This window comes from Helicobacter sp. CLO-3 (assembly GCF_001854545.1).
GTDB lineage: Bacteria > Campylobacterota > Campylobacteria > Campylobacterales > Helicobacteraceae > Helicobacter_B.
Window position 1 is genome coordinate 1 of the sequence record NZ_MLQN01000040.1, and the last position, 16610, is coordinate 16610.

A 16610-nucleotide genomic window follows, 5' to 3' on the forward strand; every position below is an offset into this window, starting at 1 on the left:
GGCGGGGTTAGGTTGTTGTTTTTTTGGGGTTTGCGTTTTGTGGATTCTGGTTTTTTGGCCAGTTTCTTGGTTGATTCTGGCTGATTTTGGCTAGTTTATGGCACGCAGGGCGGTTATTTTTGCATTTTGCTGTTTTGTTTGGCGACTTTTATTTATCTGGTTTTTGTATTTTTGGCTTGTTTATCTTAAATTTGCTTTAAAATAGGTGCGTAAGATTCTGCTAATTTTTCTAGACTATATCTAGCGTTGCGCGGGCTTGTGGATGGCAAGGCGTGGATTTTTAGGTTTTTTATAGTGCATGCTTGCTGCGCTTGATAGGATTTGAAAAGCTTTGCGGCAGTCGCGCCATTTAGGCAAATAGTGCGGATATTAGTGTGTTGTATAAGCGCGTAAATATCATTAAACGCATGGATTTTGAGGCTCGCATCATCCGAGCGCGTTATCTCACATTGCTTAGCGATATCCCACAGCACAAGCCCGCGCCTGTTAAGAAAATCTTGATATATCGTGATATTCGCAGAATCTAGCGGCGGCAGATTCTCATCAAAAATCGCGCAAAGCAGCTTCCAAAAGCGATTTTGCTTATTTGCATAATAAAATCCCACTTCGCGCGACACCACAGAAGGAAACGAGCCCAGCACCAAAATCCTAGAATCCTCATCAATCCTCGTCGGCGCAAATGGATGGATTTGCAAGATTATCCTTATTTTAATATCTAGATTCTAGGTGCCAATCACCAAACCAGCGCACTTTAGCAAGTGCTTTTGCTGCTATTTATCGCTATTTTGCCACGCCTTAGCAATACCTTGAAGCCAATACCTTGGCGACGCTACACGCTAACAATCTCACCGCCGAAATACCCTTTAGCCCATATAAAAGCATCCATTTGTGGCGGATCTTTTTCCCGCCAAACATCCTCCATAATCACCACTTCAAAATCCAGAATATGCTCATCAAACCCATCATGAAAAGCATCTATAGTGCAGATATAGGCCTCTTTGCCAAATGTCTCAAGCCTTATTTTGCGGATAGCATTGATTTTGCCTATCAGCTCATACTCATCTATATCCCCACCCTCCAAATCACCAACAAAAGCCCTCATCTCCCCAGTATGCAGCTGCTGCACATCGCCGATTTGACTCTCTGGAAACATTTCTTTGTTTGCTTCCGTCACTTCTAGCTCTACAATCTTATCTTTATGATTCTCCGCGCCATAAGCTAGCAAATAGATTCTAGCCGCGCATTCCATATCTTGCGTATAATGCTCTCTTTTGGCAATAAAATTTTCATCAAAAAAGATCACATCGCCAAAATCAAAATCAAGCTCCAGCTGCGCCACCGCACCCTTATCCCAAACATTCACCCGCGAAAGTTTGCCTCTATATTCTAGCCCAGCACTTCTTACAAAGCCAAATATGGTATTTATTATAGCTTCAGATTCACAAGATGCTATGATAAATTCAAACCCATCATTTGCCCTATCATCTGGATAAATTAGCGCACAAGATGGCGTAAAAAGCTCATGATTAGCGGGCGTTACCGCTGTCTTGACGCCCGCATTTTGCATGTAAAAATCAAGCCTATCAGTGCAGTCTTCCTCAAAAATACCAGTCCTTGAGCCGATAAAATGCGCCCTTTTGCTAAGCTCTATAAAATTTCGTTCGATTTGGGGATTTTGCTCCATTAAATTTTTGCCTTTTGGGAATTTTGCGTCCTTGCGTGTGTCGCATGATAATTTTGCGCCTGCATGGTCGCGCTAGATTCTGCGCTTTTACTTCCTCCCATCTTCTAGCACTTTGCTAGCGCCACTAGAATCTATCTCTACCACGACATAAGGCAGCCCTTGCTTATTTAGTTCTGCCATAAAGGGGTCGGGGTCATTCTGCTCGATATTCCACACACCAGCGCCCTGCGTCGCAGTTGAGCGATAAATTGCGGATTGTTCGCTCAATGCTCGGTCATTTGCGTCTAGCAAACTCCCTTCGCCTTTTGCTCCAAAACCACAATTTCTCATCTCAACTGCTTCCGCATGATTTTTATTATTGTCTGCCATATTGGCCAACTCGACAGCATTATCAATACCCTGATATTCCCCGCCTTTTGGCATATCGCTATTTAGCTTTAAACGCTCGGCGTTAAAATCTATAGAATCTGAAAAATGTGGATTTTGCGAAGATTGAGTGAAAGCCACATTTTTGGGCTGCCCGATGCCCCATTTTCCTTCACATATCAGCTTCGCTCCAATCATCGCTGGCACGCCTGTTGTGTAGCTTACACCTTGCGCATTTACCTCTTTATAGCAAGCCTCATGGTCGCAAATATTATAGATATATATCACGCGCTCCTTGCCATCTTTCAGCCCCTTCATATAGCAGCCAATATGCGTCTGCCCCTTTGTGCGAGAGGCAAGGCTTGCAGGGTCTGGCAGCAGCGTTTTTAGCACTTGAATAGGCACGATTTTTGTGCCATTATGCGCCACCTCATCCACGCGCAAAAGCCCGACATTCTCAAGGCATTTCATATGCGTGAGATAGCTCTCGCCAAAAGTCATAAAAAAGCGGATTTTACGCAGTCCTCGGATATTTCTCACTAAAGATTCCAACTCCTCATGATAGAGCAGATAGGAACTTTTCACGCCAACCTCTGGATATTCCCACTCTTTCATCAATTTTAGCGGTGCAACATCGCGCCAAGTCCCGCCCGCATAAGGCTCATCGCGCAAATCCTGCGTATTAGAATCTAGCTTAAAATGCTTTTCCTCGCGCTCAAATTTGCGATAGATTTTATCCTCTTGCAAGTCGGGGTTTAGCGCGAGATTAGATTCTGCATCAGAATCTCGGGATTCTAGGGATTGGGATGAGAAAGCAGGATTGCGCTGGCTTGCGCTAGGAGATAGAATAGCATCATTCATCGACGAAGCAAAAGCCAAGCTCCCTGCTTTATCGCCCAATGCCTCCGCCTCCCGCGTCCAATACCGCGCCTTGCTACTCACTTCACGCAAATTAATTTCTGGGTTAAAATTAGTCGCAAAGGCATAGCCATGATCCCCCGCGTTGCAGTCCAAAATATCGATGCTATGGATTTCATCAAAATAATGTTTTTGCGCGTAGGCACAAAAAACATTCGTCACCCCCGGGTCAAAGCCACTGCCAAGTAGCCCAAAAATCCCCGCTTTTTTGTAGCGCGCATCATACGCCCACTGCTCCTTATACTCAAAATGCGCGGAATCTGGATGCTCGTAATTTGCGGTATCAAGGTAATGCACGCCCATTTTTAAACACGCTTCCATAATGCTTAAATCCTGATAAGGAAGTGCTACATTCACCACTACAAGCGGCTTTACACGCTCAATCAAAGCCACCAAGCTATCCACATTATCCGCATCAACTTCTGCGATTTCGATTTCGCCCAAGCCCTTTGCGCGCACAGAATCTGCTATTGCTTTGCATTTGCTAAGTGTGCGGCTAGCTAGCACGATGCGTGAGAAAACCTCCCTATTTTGCGCGCATTTATGCGCCACGACGCCGCTGACGCCGCCCGCTCCGATTTGTAAAACTACTGCCATATTTGCTCCTTAGTGCAAAATCTCTATCGCGCATTTTACCAAATGCCAAAGCCTTTGTGACTAAATTTTGAAAAAGCTTCAAAGTCTTAAAAAGCCCAAAGCAAAAACGCTGACGCAAAATAGCCAGCGCAAAACGCAGAATCTAGATTCTAGCATGCTTATTTGGCGTGCTGGTGCGTGTATTTTTAGCATGCCTTATTTATTGATATATTCACAAACACATCCCATAAGCATATCCACCTAACATATTCTCGGCAACAATTCGCCTTGCGGGTATTCCATAAATCGTTTGCCACCCCACGCACTTTTTAGCACCACGCGCGCTAGGTTTTGTGACACTACACGCGCGCCACGCGCCCTTTTATCGCCAGCCGCACCAGAATCCAAAACACCGGCCACGCTAGAATCCACTTTGGCAGATTCTGCTACGCGCCCTATTATCCGCGCTTGCGCGCCAAGCGGATGCGCCCTAAGTATCGCGCATATCTCATCCGCCGCTTCGCTGGGTGCTGCTATGACGCACACGCCCTCATTTGCCAGCATATACGCCTCAAGCCCCAGTATTTCACAGACCCCCTGCACGCGCTCATCGACGATCAGCGCCTCCTCATCCACCTCGATAAGCGCGCGAGAATCCTGCGCCCACTCATTTAGCACAGCGCTTAGCCCGCCGCGCGTGGCATCGCGCATCGCGTGTATAGGCAGCGCGCTAGCTAGCAGCGGCTCTAGCATGGGATACAGCTGCGCGCAGTCACTCTGCAAACTAGAATCCAGCCCTATGCCCTCGCGCGTGGCAAAGATGCTCGCCCCATGCGCTCCGATGGGCGCGGATAGTATGATGGCATCGCCTTTTTGCAAGGCTTTGGCGGAGATGCCGCGCTTTGTGATGTGCCCTAGGCAAGTGGTGTTGATAAACACCTTGTCCGCACCGCCTCGAGGCACAACTTTGGTGTCTGCGCTTAGGATTTTTATGCCTGTTTTTTGCAATTCTAGCGCGATGCTTTGCACGATAGATTCTAGCTTAGCAAGCGGCAAGCCCTCCTCGATGATGAAACCAAAGCTCATAAACTGCGGCTTTGCGCCCATCATCGCCACATCATTGCTGCTGCCGCACACGCTAAGCTTGCCTATGTCGCCCCCTTGGAAAAATATCGGTGAAATCACAAAGCTATCCGTGCTAAGCGCCATATCCCCGCTCGCGCCAAACACGCCCGCATCCTCGCCTGATGAGACAAAAAACCGCCCCAAATGCTTCAAAAACACGCGATCGATAAGCGCGTTAGTAGCAGCGCCCCCGCTGCCTTGTGCTAGCTGGATGGTTTCTTGTGGCTTGGCGCTGGCGTGGCTGGCGCGGGTTGTGTCGCTGGTGTCGCTTGCGTGGCTGGTGTCGTGCGCGCTAATATTTGCAGCGCCGCTGGTGTCGCTGGCATTATTGATATCGCTAGATTCTCTCAATTTTTGCTCCTAGATTTTTTTGCGTTTTGCATTGTATCTTTTGCGCGCTTAGATTCTGCCTTTAAAGATCCTAAAGATTTTATAATCTATAATTCGCGCGAGATATGCAAACACAAAGGAGTGATGATGGGACGAGCGTTTGAATACCGCCGCGCAGCCAAAGAAAAGCGCTGGGACAAAATGAGTAAAATCTTCCCAAAACTAGCCAAATCCATAACCGTAGCCGCCAAAGAAGGGGGCGCTGATCCATCGATGAATGCGAAGCTTCGCACCGCCATCGCCAATGCCAAAGCCCAAAATATGCCAAAAGACAACATCGATGCCGCGATAAAGCGCGCCAGCGGGAAAGACGGGCAGTTTAGCGAGATAACCTATGAGGGCAAAGCGGCAAATGGCGTGCTGATTTTCATCGAATGCACGACGGACAATCCCACGCGCACGATTGCCAACATCAAAAGCTATTTCAACAAAACGCCCGGCAGCCAAATCGTGCCAAATGGCAGCTTGGAGTTTATGTTTGCGCGCAAAAGCGTGTTTGAGTTTGTCAAGCCTGAATCTATGAGTGCGGAGGATTTGGAGCTGGCACTCATCGACTTTGGGCTAGAGGAGCTCGAGGCGCTGGAATCTTCTAGCACAGATTCTGGTGCGGGCTCTAGCGGGAATGCTAGCGCGGATTCTGGCTCTGGCGCAGTTTTCGTGGCGTATGGGGATTATAAAGATTTTGGCACGCTTGGCGAGGGGCTAGAGAAGCTTGGCATCACGCCTAGCAAAGCCACACTTCAGCGCATCCCCACAAGCCCAATCACCATAAGCGAGGAGCAAATCGCCGAGCTAGAAAAACTGCTAGATAAAATCGAAGATGATGATGATGTGCAGGCTGTATGGACAAATCTGGCGTAGATATGGTTCGGGCGACTTTTAGAATCTAGTTTGTTTTTAAATTGGCAAAATATAAGAATCTTAGATTCTATGTCTAGTGCTGGTTTCTGTGTGCTATCAAATTTAAAATATAGTAAATATATTAAATTAAAAAAAGAAAGCTGGAATGATACTAAAATATGTCTGCACCTGTGCAAAGAGGCGTTAGCCTGGCGAGCTTGCTAAAAAAGCTTAAACGCAAGTCCTAGTGTCACCATGAGCGTGTATCCTTTGGCGCGAGAATCTTGCTCTCTATCATCCTCCCTATCTCTGCCCCACCAGCCGCCGCCACTGCCTCTGCGCGCGCTTGGGGTATAGCTGGCGTTGTTTGCGAGGTATTGGAGGCTGACTCTAAGCGAGCTTAGCTCAAACGACACGCCAGCGCCATAGGATGTAATGTTATTTATCGGGTAAAATACCCCGCTTTGTGAGTCGCTGTTAGACACAAACGATGAGGCATAATCAAAAACGCCAAAAATCCTAAACGAGCTGCCAAGCCGCACCCCAGCATATGAGCCGGCATTCCACATGATGCGGTTTTTGCTGTCTTTTTCATCTGTATATACACGCTAGCCATGCTTAGCCCCACATATGGCGAGACAAATACCGCAAAACTATCACCGCCTAAATAGCCCTCCACGCCCATTTTGACGCCCCATGCGCTTTGTTTTTCATACTCGCCCTCGCGGAAATTCTCAAGCTCAATATCCCCATATCCATAAAACGCATCGGCAAAGATTCCAAGCTTGCTGGCTTTTGCTTTGGCGGTTTTGCTAGAATTTGCCTTTTTTGCGCTTTCAGCGAGTGCTTGCGCCTCTTGCTCTTGTCTTTCTTGCTCAAGGCATACTTCTTCATTATTGCAAAGCTTCTTTGGCAGCGCGGCGCACGCCCTTTTGTCATAAAACACATGCCCGCATGCCATTTGCAGATAGCCAACCTGCTCTTCTTGCGGGATTGGGCTGCTGGATTCTTGCGCGGCAAGTCCGAGATCCGCGCAAGATCTAGTAAAATCCACATCCACGCCCACAGCACACGCGCGCTTGAAAATAGCCGCCTGCCCGCCAAATGTATATGCGCTATCGCCATAAGTGCCAACACTTAGCGCATAATGCCCGCGCGCAGAATCTAGCGACGCCGCTTTGACTAGAAACGCCCGCGCTTCATCTTTGCTAGAGAGTTTATCAGCGTAGAGCACGCATGCGCGCGCATTGTTTTTGTCCTCGCAGAGTGTTTTTAGCTTGGTTCTGTCATTTTGCATATTTGCAAAAAGCGCGCATCCATCTAGCATCTCTTGAGCGCTGCTAGATGCGGCATCGCTTATGCTCCATGAGCCAGATCTCTCGCCTATGTCGCATGAGCGCGCATAGTAGCGCAAAGCTTTTGCGCTGTTTTGCTGTATGTGTGCTAATCCTAGCTCATATATCTCGCCTACTAGCGCGCAAGAGAGGGCGTCGTTTAGCTCGCAGCCCTTGATATACAAATCGCGCTTGTCTTTGATATCTTCTTCAAAGCTAGCAAGTCTCAAGCACCCATAGCCAAAACCGCCTTCGCACGCCTTTTTAAACGATGATTTGGCTTGCGAAGAGATTTTTCTAGGGAGTGCTTGCGCGATTGTCATGCCATGCGTGTCTTCTGGCATATTGGTTTTGATAAGTAGTTCAGCGGATTCTGCGCAGCCATTTGGCGAGCCCATGGAGCAGCCTTTGGTGTAGTATTTTTGCGCTAGTGATTTATTCACCGCTAAGCCATCGCTTCCTCTAGCGTATTTATGCGCCAACTCCACGCAATAATACCCCTCCAAACGCTTATCATCACAAAGCTTCTCAAGGCTAGAAATCGCGCTAAATTCTGAAGGCAGCTCGTTGTTTATGAGTTTTTTGTTGGGGTCGTATTGGATTTTGACATAGATGCGCTTTTTGTCTTTGTAGCGCGCAAGAATCTTATATCCTATGTTTTGCGCGGAGGCGTATAGCTGCACCTGCTCGCTAGCTTTGACATTGCCATCATCATCGGTGTTTTCTTGATATTCTGCCCTCACGCTTGAGCCAAGCATCAGTCGCAAATCTTTCAGCGCGCGCGATAGCGCTCGTCTCGCCTTCTTGCACGCTAGCCTCGCCCACTGCGCAGTCTTGCTCGCTGTCGCTACAGATTTTATCCTGCGCCCATTGTGGCGCGTCTTTGTCCGCTGCTGTGGCGATGCTTGTTAGCAGGCTTATGCTTGCTAGGGCGGTTATGATAGCTAGCATCGCGCGTGCAAATGTTTTGTGCGTAGCTGCTGCGCGCGCGTTTATCGCGCTAGATATGGCAGGCATGGTTTGTGCCGCGCTAGATATGGGTTGCGCTATGAAAAAGGGGCTATTTCTTGTCATTATTGTTGCTATTATTTTATTGCGCTTTTGGCGCGCTTTGTGCGCTGTCGCTCGCGTTTGTTGTGTTGATGTTTGTCGCGCTGGTGTTTGTGCGTGTTTGTGCGCTAGTTTTGATGCTTTGCTTGTAGATTCTGGCGTTTTTTGCCAATATGAGAAAGCACACAAAAGCTATCATACAAACCACGCCAATCGTGCTAAACGCCTCAAAATACCCAAACGCCTCGCGCAAATCAAACACGCGCAACCCAAAAATCTCAAATCCCACTTGCAAATCCTTAGAAAATCTTAGAAAATAATGTGTAACTTAGACATCGAATAAACCCGACATTATACCCAAAAATACCAATTAATTTTCAATCGTTTTGTTTAGATTCTGGGCGTTAGTTTGTGATTTGCGTCGTAGTGGCAATTTTGATAGCTTAATATCTCGCTAAGTTTGGATTATTATAATTCCGCGATTATGATAAAGCAAAATGTTAAGTGTTTTGTTGTTATTTTATTTCATCGCATCAGAATCCACTTTTGCGCGCGTTGATTTTTGCGCTATTTTGATTTGGCGCGCGCAGATTGTGTTACGAAACGATACTTTTTGCTTGTATTTTAGTCGGGTATTATTGTTTTTTTTTTTTTTTGATTTATGCTTGCGTTTTTATTTCAAAATGAGAGGTGGTATCATGAAAAGCTCCGCATCTTTGCGCGATAAAGTGGCGCCAATATCGGCATTTGCGCGCGTGTCTTTGTCTTTATGCGTGGCTAGTGCGATTTGCGCGCCGCTGGTGGCAGACACTATAGATAATGTAAATGACAGCGCAAATGCGCCAGAATCTAAAAATCAAGTAGAATCCAAAATCGCAGAATCCACAAGCCAAGAGTCTAAAAGTGCAGAATCCAGCGCTTTAGATTCTGGCTCTACACATTCTAGCGCCAAAGATTCTAGCGCGCAAGATTCCAAAGATTTTGCCACAGATTTTAGCACAAGCGCCGCGCCAGAATCCAAAATCGCAGAATCCAAAACCCTCCAAGCCGTGCGCGCCGTAGCTCACCGCTCCCAAATGCCAGAAGGCGAGGCAAACATCGCCAAAACCAGCGCCCAAGACATACAATCGCGCCAAGCAAGCACGCTTAGCGAAGTGTTTGCCAAAGATGCGAGCATCAGTGTGGGCGGGGCTAGCAGAGCGACGCAAAAGCTCTATATACGCGGGCTAGAGGATAGGCTCTATAGCGTAAATATCGATGGTGCGAGCCAGTTTGGCAGTATGTTTCATCACCAAGGCAATGTGACAATCGATCCGATGATGATAAAAAGCATCACCATCTCAAAAGGCATCGGACAGCTAGAATCTAGCGCTGGCGCGCTGGCTGGCTCGGTGGAGGTACAGACAAAAGATGCGCGCGATTTGCTAAGGCGCGATGCCAGCGGTGCTTTGATAGAAAAGTTTGGCGGGGCAATCAGCGGAAGCGGATTCTCAAATGTCGGCTATCGTGGCTCGGTGGCACTTTTTGGCGCGAGTGAGAAGACAGACGCGCTAGCTTATGTGGCAAGAGAGAAGACATTTTATTTCCGCGATGGCAATGGCACGCGCGTGAGGGGCAGCGAGGATGCGCAAAATAGCTGGCTTTTGAAGCTAAACCACGCGATAAATAGCAAAAATAAGCTAAGTCTATCTTATAGCGGCGTGCTAGGAGATGCTATCGCGCCATTTATGGCAAACCTCGCTTCTAGCGACTTCTCGCTTTATAATTTCCGCACGCAAAACCACAGCGCCACGCTTTCGCACACATATAAGCCAAAAGGCTCTAGCATCGCGCCATCTATCACTTCCAAGCTTTATTTCAACAATCGCGATTTGGCATTATCGCGCATCGGGCTTGCAGGCATCGGCGATGATGAAGAAGCGCGCGATATGGATATAAGGCTGCTAAACTATGGGTATATGCTTTCTTTAGATCATCATTTTCATGGGATTTTGGATTCTATCAAGTATGGGCTAAACTATCAAGGCTCTTTTATCACAGATAGGCTGGCAATCCCTGAAGGCGCGCATAGGAATCAAGAGAGCGGCAATGTATATGGCGCGTTTGTGGGGGCTACGCTGTCGTTTTTGGATTCTATAGCTTTGCAGGCACAAAGCAGATATGATGTATTTACATATTTTGACAGACAAGGGCAAAGCCACTTGACGCAAGGATTCTCGCCTTCACTTAGCTTGCAATATGTCCCCATCGATGCGCTAGCACTCCGCCTAGCATATGGGATGAGCACAGCGGGTGCTATGCCAAGCGATGCCTCACTGCTGGGAAATCACGAGGCTAGTATCTCGCAGAATCTAAAAGCGCAAACCTCGCATAACTTTGAGATAAATATGGATTTTGATAAAAATAGCGATTTAAGCGAGGTGCATTCGCAGCGCTTTTATACGCGCGCTAGTGGCTATACGATGATGATAAATGACTTTATCAACTCTTTTTATGCGGGTGCTCATATCGAGCATGGACACGAGGAGCATGGGCATGAAGGGCATACGCACAGCCTAAATAAGCAGAATCTAGCTGAGATGCTTTTGATTCCGGGGTTTGAGCTAAAGGCTGGGTATGAGCTGGCAAACGCTTATGCGTATAAAATCGATATAAACGCCTCTATCGCCCAAAGCTTCCCGATGTATCGCGGGCATCTGCTACAAGACACCTATGAGCTAGGCGCTGTGGCTGGCACGCAGTATAATCTAGGGCTAAGCTACAATATCCTGCGCTATGGTATCAAGCTCTCATGGCTGTCAAACTTCACGCAGCGCATCGCCTATGAAGGCTATGATATATATAATGATGAGCGCGTGCGCGTGGATAAAGGCGGGTATAGCGTGCATAATCTCTATGTCAATTGGACGCCAAAGAGCGCGCGCGGGCTTGGTGTGAATCTCGCTATCACAAATATTTTTAACACCTTTTATATCTCACAAACTAGCCCATTTAAAGCGCATGCGTTTGCTAGCGGGAATAATGCGCTAAGAAATGCGATGCCAAATCCGGGGATAAATGCTAGGTTAGAGATAAGCTATCAGTTTTAGATTTTGTTTGAGATTTTGTTTTAGATTCTGGGGTTTTTGGGTTTTTTGGATTCTAGAATCCAGAATCCAAATTTTGGCGCGGATTTAGATTCTGGTTTTTTAGAATCTAGATTCTGGATTCTGGCGCGATTTAGAATCTAGGATTCTGGTTCTTTAGATTCTCGCTCTAGTTTTGGCGCGGTGCTTATTATGTGCTTCTTGTGCGCTTATTATGCTTAGATTCTGCCACCTGCTAGAATCTAGTTTTACAAATTTACGCAAACTCGCGCGCAAAGCGATGATTTTTTGGCAAAATCTGCAAATTTTCAGCTAGAATGATTGGAATCTACACAAAAAAGGAGCAGATAATGAGTATCTCAAATCACGAAAAATCGCAGGCGCGCATCGCAGGCGCCGCGAAGTTTGGCAAGCTATCAAAGCTTTTTAGCCCTTTTGGCGCGCTTTGTGCGGGCGCTTTGGTGGCAGGCGCGCTAAGCCTATCAGGATGCGGCGATGACAAGCCTAAGGCTAGCGATGAAGGCAAGGTTTGGACTATCAAGTTTGCGCATGTCGTAAGCTCTGGCACACCAAAAGGCAAGGCGGCAGATTTGTTTGCCAAACGCGCTGGTGAGCTAAGTGAAGGGCGCATAAAAGTAGAGGTTTTCCCTTCAGCACAACTCGTGGATGATGATAAGGTGTTTCAAGAATTGAAGCGCAACAATGTGCAAATGGCAGCACCAAGTTTTTCGAAATTTACGCCAATCGTCAAAGAATTTAACCTTTGGGATGTGCCTTTTATCTTCCGCGACACAGAGCATTTGCACCATGTGATGGATGGCGAAGTGGGGCAAATCCTAAAAGACAAAATCTCTGAAAAAGGCTTCATTGCGCTTGATTATTGGGATGCTGGATTTAAACAATTTAGCACAGACAAAAAGCCAATCATCGTGCCAGAAGATGCCAAAGGACAAAAAATCCGCATCATGAGCTCACGCGTGCTAGAAGAACAAATCAAAGCCATCGGCGCAAATCCGCAAAATATCAACTTCGGCGAGGTGTATTCTGCGCTGCAAACAGGCGTGGTGGATGGTGCTGAAAATCCGCTATCAAACCTCTATAACTCTAAGTTTTATGAAGTGCAAAAATCTGTGACGCTCTCAAATCATGGCTATCTAGGCTATCTCGTGGTGGCTAGCGAGAAGTTTTGGAAAGAGCTGCCAGATGATTTGAAAGACATTGTCAAAAAGGCTATGGATGAGGCTACTGCCTATGAGCGCGAAGAGAGCGCCAAAGAAGAGGCGCAGCTGCTAGCAAACCTCGAAAAATACGCCAAAGACACCGGCAAACTCACTATCTACACGCTAGACCCAAAACAAAAAGCAGAGTGGGAAAGCACGATGAAAGCGATATATCCGAAGTTTTATGACATCATCGGCGAAGAGCTTATCCAAAAAACTATCGATACAAAATAAGCCTGCTTTTGCGGGCTTGGATAGATTCTGGCGTGGTGACCAATGCTGGCTAGAATCTGGTTTTTGGATCCCAACTCAGGTTTTATGTTTTTGACTTTGTAATTTTTTCCAAATCATAGATTTTGGTGCGACCAGGATCTAAATTTTGCTCTCAAACCAATGTTATAGTAAAATATAGTAGCTAATCATATTCTTGCTAGAGATTCTTGCTTAATGTTTTTGCTGGCACATATAGAATCTTTGCGTCTAAAATGGCTTTTTATCTAGGTCTTCCCACTTTTCCAAATATTATGAATATTATGTATTATTTATTTTGGTTCTTTGTGTTCTTGCGCATTGTCTTGTGCGTCTTCTTTATACCATTTAGAGATTGGCTCGGCGATGCCATAGTTTGGGTATTTGAAGCTATCTAGCACGATTTGCGCCATCGTTTTATTATCAAAGTTAAACACCAAAGGTGCGAGGAAGTTTATCGTGGAGTTTTGGATGGGATTTTGTCGCACCATGATGTTTGCGACGAAGATATTTTTGGCATTGTCAAGGTCTAGCAGCAGCTTCATCGCCACGGGGACTTCGAAGTCGTATTCGCGCAGCACAAAGGGATTTATGAGGACAAACACCGGCGAGGGCGCATCAGCATTGCTAAGATACATAAAGATTTCATCTATTTTCTCAAGCTTCATTTTTGTGACATCTTCAAAGCCAAGGATGGGCGATTTGACCTCAAAATCCATGCTAAAAACCTTTAATCTAAAGTTTGCAAACTTAATAAAACGCCGATTCTATCTAATTTTGACTATAAAATCAATTTTTTGGCTAAATTTTGTGGAGGCGCGTAGATTTGGTGGCGGATTTGGCGCGACTCTAGAAAAATCGAGTGCTAGATTTGCGCCTCTCAAGGCAGAATCCACATAAGGCAGAATCTAGCGCAAATAGATGCTTATGGATGCTTGTCGCGGGCGCTTATGGATTGCTTGCGCTCGTGATGACAAAAAAAGGCGCAAGAAGACAAAAAGGTGCAGATTGCAAAAAAGCTGGCACAAAAGATTAAGGATACAGCCGGCGCAAAATCCAAGCAGGATAAAAAAGCCAGCGCAAACTCACCCAAAACCAGCTAAATCGCCGCAAAATCGCCAGAATCTACCACCTATAGCTCACATTTAGCATCCCGCCATTTCCCATGCTGGCATCCGAGAAGACTTCTGGCGTCACAAGCAGATTGCGCGGTTTGTAAGGTGTGGTAAATACCCACGCCCAGCCCCACGCGATAAGGCTGCCCGCGAGCACCTGCCACACGCTATGTTTGCGCGCATGCACGCGGCTAGCATCCGTGATGATACCTAGCGCGATCATCGGCAGCGCGGGCTTCCACCCATAGCGATAAAACACAAATCCTGCCGCGCTAAACGCACCGCCGGCGTGCCCGCTAGGCATACCTTTGTAATCATCGCAGCATGGGCGCTTGGCAAAACTCACGCTCGCCCCCTTATCATGCGCCAGCTGGAAGCTTTTTTTGATGACTTCTATCGTGCCTTGCGTCATCAATGAGCCAGCAGTCAGCTGCCACGCGCCCTCATAGTCTTGCATCCCAAGACTTACGATAAGCACGCCAACGGGCGCTAGCGTCAAAACATCGCCGATTTTTTCAAACTCTTCTCTAGCATGCGATAGGTTCCACGCAAAACATAGAGCAAAAATGATGGCAAAAAGCTTGCGGTGCGCGTGGCGCAGGCGGAGTGATGGAGCAAGCAAGTGGATTTTTGTTAAATAGGCTTTCAATGATTTGTCCTTGGAAGTGGATTTGCATCAAAATGGCGTGGAATTATACAGAAATTATGCGAGAGATACAAAATAAGAAAAAGAAGGTTAGTAATTTAGACGCTGGTGTTTTTTAAATTGTTATTATCTAGATTTCGCATTTGAATACTATGTCGCTAAGAATTCGCAAAGATTTAAAAATATTGCTTCACTGGCATTAATTTTATTTATTTTTGTTATTGTGAGCCTTTCATAAAATGACTAAATGGTTTCAAAAATAAAAAATAATGCGGAATTTAGCAGAATCTAAATTTTATAGATTATATACCTTGAATAGATGTGTAGATTTTTCAAACCCCCGCAAAACAAGCACAGCGCATTTTTGCAGCAAAGCAAGGTTTTTATTAAAGTTGGTGCTGGAGTGCGTGGGGAGGGGTGGCGGCGGAGAAGGGGGAGAAAGAACGAAAGCAAAGAAAGAAAAAGGAGAGAAGGAGAAAAAAAGGGGTTAGTAGCCTTGGTCTTGGAGTTTTCTGTAGATATCGCAGCCTTGTTGGTTGCCACTGTCGCATGCTTTGCCAAAAAACTCTTTTGCTATTTTGAGATTCTGTCTCACACCTTCGCCTTTGAGGTATATTTCGCCCATTCTGAGGCATCCCGGGCTGCTTTTCAGTTCGCAAGCCTGCTGATAGTATTCTCTAGCTTTGATGGGGTTTTGCTGGGTGCCGCCGATACCTTTATCATAAAAAAATCCAACTGCGCTGCAGCCGTTGGCATGCATGCCATCACATGCTTTTTGAAAGAAAAATCTAGCCTTTGGTATGTTTTTGCCAACACCATATCCTTTATAATAATAAATGCCTAGATTATAACAGCCTATAGCCAAACCACCATTGCAGGCTTTTTGGTAGTATTCCATAGCTTTGACATAGTCTTTTTGCACTCCCCGCCCAGTGAAATACAAAGTAGCGATAGAATTGCAGCTTGAGAATCTTTTGCCCTTGCAGCCTATTTGCCAAAACTCCATAGCTTTGGCGTAATTTTTCTTTACTTGGTAGCCATCATGATATGCATTGCCTATTTCATCGCAAAGTTTCATGTCGCCATTTCTGCATTTTGCTTCTAGCAGTTTATTTACTATTGCTTTGGCATCAATATTGGCTTTTTTGCCACTTACATTTGGTCTTGGCTGCGTAGATTCTGCGCCTATGGCTTGAGATATAGAGAAAATAGCAAAGAAAAGTGCGCCTAGAATAGCTAGGTGGTTTGGGTTTAGCGTGCCTTTGTCGCTAGATTTTGATTTTTTGAAGTATGGCATTATGTATCCTTTTGTAGAGTTTTATATTTGGACTTTTGGGCTAGAATCCTGCATCTCGCAAGTATTTATAGAATTCGCAGGTTTCTTTATTGTCGCCCAATTCGCATGCTTTGCCATAAAACTCTTTTGCTTTGGTGTAGTTCTCTTTGACGCCCAATCCGGCAACATAGCAAGTAGCCAAGATGCTGCATCCAGTAGCCACATCGCTATCGCATGCTTTTTGTGCGTAGATTCTGACTTTGGCATAGTCTTGCTTGACATCTTCTCCTTCTAGATATAAGCTGGCAAGATAGCCACAGCTTCGAGCATGCCCGCCATCGCAGGCTTTTTTGGAATACTCTACCGCTTTCATTTTGTCTTGCTCTACGCCCATGCCAGCGATATAAGCAGTAGCCGAAATAGCACATCCAGCAGCCACACCTCTATCGCAAGCCTTTATGGCAAAATCTGCTGCTTTGCCATAATTGTTTTCTTTGTAGTAGATTTTCATCAAATCCCAGCACGCCTCATCACTACCACTGATACATTTGCGCTCCAGTGCTTTGGCGGTAGATTCTGCGCCAGACTCCATCTCTGCTTTCGCATCTGCTAGCTTCGATATAGTCTCATCGGTATCCCATACCACTCGCCCGCTTTTGAGATCTGTAAGCACTAGGAGAAACTGATAATCTATGCGCTTATTTTTGCCTATGGTTTTGGTGCGCTGGGTTATTT

Annotated in this window: 16 protein-coding genes; 4 read left to right on the forward strand and 12 right to left on the reverse strand. The window is 46.2% G+C overall.

The window, feature by feature from the left end:
• Positions 1-185 precede the first annotated feature (185 nt).
• The 3 genes from BKN38_RS08890 to BKN38_RS08900 all read right to left on the reverse strand — a co-directional run bounded on the left by BKN38_RS08890 (position 186) and on the right by BKN38_RS08900 (position 3565).
• Complete coding sequence (locus BKN38_RS08890; RefSeq protein ID WP_158655911.1) at positions 186-695, reverse strand: DNA-deoxyinosine glycosylase; 510 nt, start codon at positions 693-695, stop codon at positions 186-188.
• A 134-nt stretch (positions 696-829) separates the two neighbouring features.
• A complete protein-coding gene (locus BKN38_RS08895) occupies positions 830-1684 on the reverse strand; it encodes a hypothetical protein (RefSeq protein WP_066457108.1) in 855 nt (284 codons plus the stop codon).
• Between the two features lie 87 nt (positions 1685-1771).
• Positions 1772-3565: a saccharopine dehydrogenase family protein gene (locus tag BKN38_RS08900; protein WP_066457106.1), complete on the reverse strand. Its 1794-nt coding sequence runs from the start codon at positions 3563-3565 to the stop codon at positions 1772-1774.
• Positions 3566-3632: 67 nt separating this feature from the next.
• Here BKN38_RS08900 and BKN38_RS11245 point away from each other — a divergent pair, with 67 nt between their 5' ends.
• Positions 3633-3809, forward strand: a complete 177-nt coding sequence (locus tag BKN38_RS11245) for a hypothetical protein (RefSeq protein ID WP_156528250.1) — start codon at positions 3633-3635, stop codon at positions 3807-3809.
• On the opposite strand, the gene hypE is transcribed toward BKN38_RS11245, so the two are convergent.
• Positions 3806-4882 carry a hydrogenase expression/formation protein HypE gene (gene hypE / locus BKN38_RS08905; protein ID WP_066457116.1) on the reverse strand — a complete coding sequence of 359 codons (1077 nt, stop codon included), beginning with the start codon at positions 4880-4882 and terminating at the stop codon, positions 3806-3808. The genes BKN38_RS11245 and hypE overlap by 4 nt on opposite strands.
• Before the next feature lie 264 nt (positions 4883-5146).
• Between hypE and BKN38_RS08910 the strand changes: the two genes are divergently transcribed.
• A complete protein-coding gene (locus tag BKN38_RS08910) occupies positions 5147-5920 on the forward strand; it encodes a YebC/PmpR family DNA-binding transcriptional regulator (protein ID WP_066457115.1) in 774 nt (257 codons plus the stop codon).
• A 200-nt stretch (positions 5921-6120) separates the two neighbouring features.
• Here the strand turns inward: BKN38_RS08910 and BKN38_RS11250 are convergent, their stop codons facing one another.
• The 4 genes from BKN38_RS11250 to BKN38_RS08930 are packed head-to-tail and all read right to left on the reverse strand — an operon-like array spanning position 6121 to position 8572.
• On the reverse strand, positions 6121-6384 hold the full coding sequence (locus tag BKN38_RS11250) for a hypothetical protein (RefSeq protein ID WP_156528248.1): 264 nt from the start codon (positions 6382-6384) through the stop codon (positions 6121-6123).
• Positions 6342-7991 carry a sel1 repeat family protein gene (locus tag BKN38_RS08920; protein ID WP_070957801.1) on the reverse strand — a complete coding sequence of 550 codons (1650 nt, stop codon included), beginning with the start codon at positions 7989-7991 and terminating at the stop codon, positions 6342-6344. Before BKN38_RS08920 ends, BKN38_RS11250 begins: the two co-directional genes overlap by 43 nt.
• On the reverse strand, positions 7945-8307 hold the full coding sequence (locus BKN38_RS08925) for a hypothetical protein (RefSeq protein WP_070957802.1): 363 nt from the start codon (positions 8305-8307) through the stop codon (positions 7945-7947). Before BKN38_RS08925 ends, BKN38_RS08920 begins: the two co-directional genes overlap by 47 nt.
• A 16-nt stretch (positions 8308-8323) precedes the next feature.
• The gene (locus BKN38_RS08930) at positions 8324-8572 is read right to left on the reverse strand and encodes a hypothetical protein (protein WP_066457099.1); all 249 of its coding nucleotides are present in this window, start codon (positions 8570-8572) and stop codon (positions 8324-8326) included.
• Between the two features lie 409 nt (positions 8573-8981).
• Here BKN38_RS08930 and BKN38_RS08935 point away from each other — a divergent pair, with 409 nt between their 5' ends.
• Together BKN38_RS08935 and BKN38_RS08940 are read left to right on the forward strand one after the other, a co-directional pair.
• The gene (locus tag BKN38_RS08935; RefSeq protein WP_066457093.1) at positions 8982-11372 is read left to right on the forward strand and encodes a TonB-dependent receptor; all 2391 of its coding nucleotides are present in this window, start codon (positions 8982-8984) and stop codon (positions 11370-11372) included.
• Positions 11373-11719: 347 nt separating this feature from the next.
• Positions 11720-12823: a DctP family TRAP transporter solute-binding subunit gene (locus BKN38_RS08940; protein ID WP_082942614.1), complete on the forward strand. Its 1104-nt coding sequence runs from the start codon at positions 11720-11722 to the stop codon at positions 12821-12823.
• Positions 12824-13131: 308 nt separating this feature from the next.
• On the opposite strand, the gene fliW is transcribed toward BKN38_RS08940, so the two are convergent.
• From fliW to BKN38_RS08970, 4 genes are all read right to left on the reverse strand, one after another.
• Positions 13132-13557 carry a flagellar assembly protein FliW gene (gene fliW, locus BKN38_RS08945; RefSeq protein WP_066457077.1) on the reverse strand — a complete coding sequence of 142 codons (426 nt, stop codon included), beginning with the start codon at positions 13555-13557 and terminating at the stop codon, positions 13132-13134.
• Between the two features lie 406 nt (positions 13558-13963).
• On the reverse strand, positions 13964-14602 hold the full coding sequence (locus tag BKN38_RS08955; protein WP_371113560.1) for a phosphatase PAP2 family protein: 639 nt from the start codon (positions 14600-14602) through the stop codon (positions 13964-13966).
• A gap of 484 nt (positions 14603-15086) precedes the next feature.
• Positions 15087-15896, reverse strand: a complete 810-nt coding sequence (locus tag BKN38_RS08965) for a tetratricopeptide repeat protein (RefSeq protein WP_066457069.1) — start codon at positions 15894-15896, stop codon at positions 15087-15089.
• Between the two features lie 40 nt (positions 15897-15936).
• Positions 15937-16610 (reverse strand): SEL1-like repeat protein (locus BKN38_RS08970; RefSeq protein WP_070957805.1); only part of this gene is annotated, 674 nt, incomplete at its 5' end.

Bases quoted from the DNA above. Each gene is read 5' to 3' on its own strand.
- BKN38_RS08895 (WP_066457108.1), bottom strand. From the start codon at position 1,684: ATGGAGCAAAATCCCCAAATCGAACGAAATTTTATAGAGCTTAGCAAA.
- BKN38_RS08900 (WP_066457106.1), bottom strand. From the start codon at position 3,565: ATGGCAGTAGTTTTACAAATCGGAGCGGGCGGCGTCAGCGGCGTCGTG.
- BKN38_RS08910 (WP_066457115.1), top strand. From the start codon at position 5,147: ATGGGACGAGCGTTTGAATACCGCCGCGCAGCCAAAGAAAAGCGCTGG.
- BKN38_RS08920 (WP_070957801.1), bottom strand. From the start codon at position 7,991: ATGCTTGGCTCAAGCGTGAGGGCAGAATATCAAGAAAACACCGATGAT.
- BKN38_RS08925 (WP_070957802.1), bottom strand. From the start codon at position 8,307: ATGACAAGAAATAGCCCCTTTTTCATAGCGCAACCCATATCTAGCGCG.
- BKN38_RS08935 (WP_066457093.1), top strand. From the start codon at position 8,982: ATGAAAAGCTCCGCATCTTTGCGCGATAAAGTGGCGCCAATATCGGCA.
- BKN38_RS08940 (WP_082942614.1), top strand. From the start codon at position 11,720: ATGAGTATCTCAAATCACGAAAAATCGCAGGCGCGCATCGCAGGCGCC.
- fliW (WP_066457077.1), bottom strand. From the start codon at position 13,557: ATGGATTTTGAGGTCAAATCGCCCATCCTTGGCTTTGAAGATGTCACA.
- BKN38_RS08965 (WP_066457069.1), bottom strand. From the start codon at position 15,896: ATGCCATACTTCAAAAAATCAAAATCTAGCGACAAAGGCACGCTAAAC.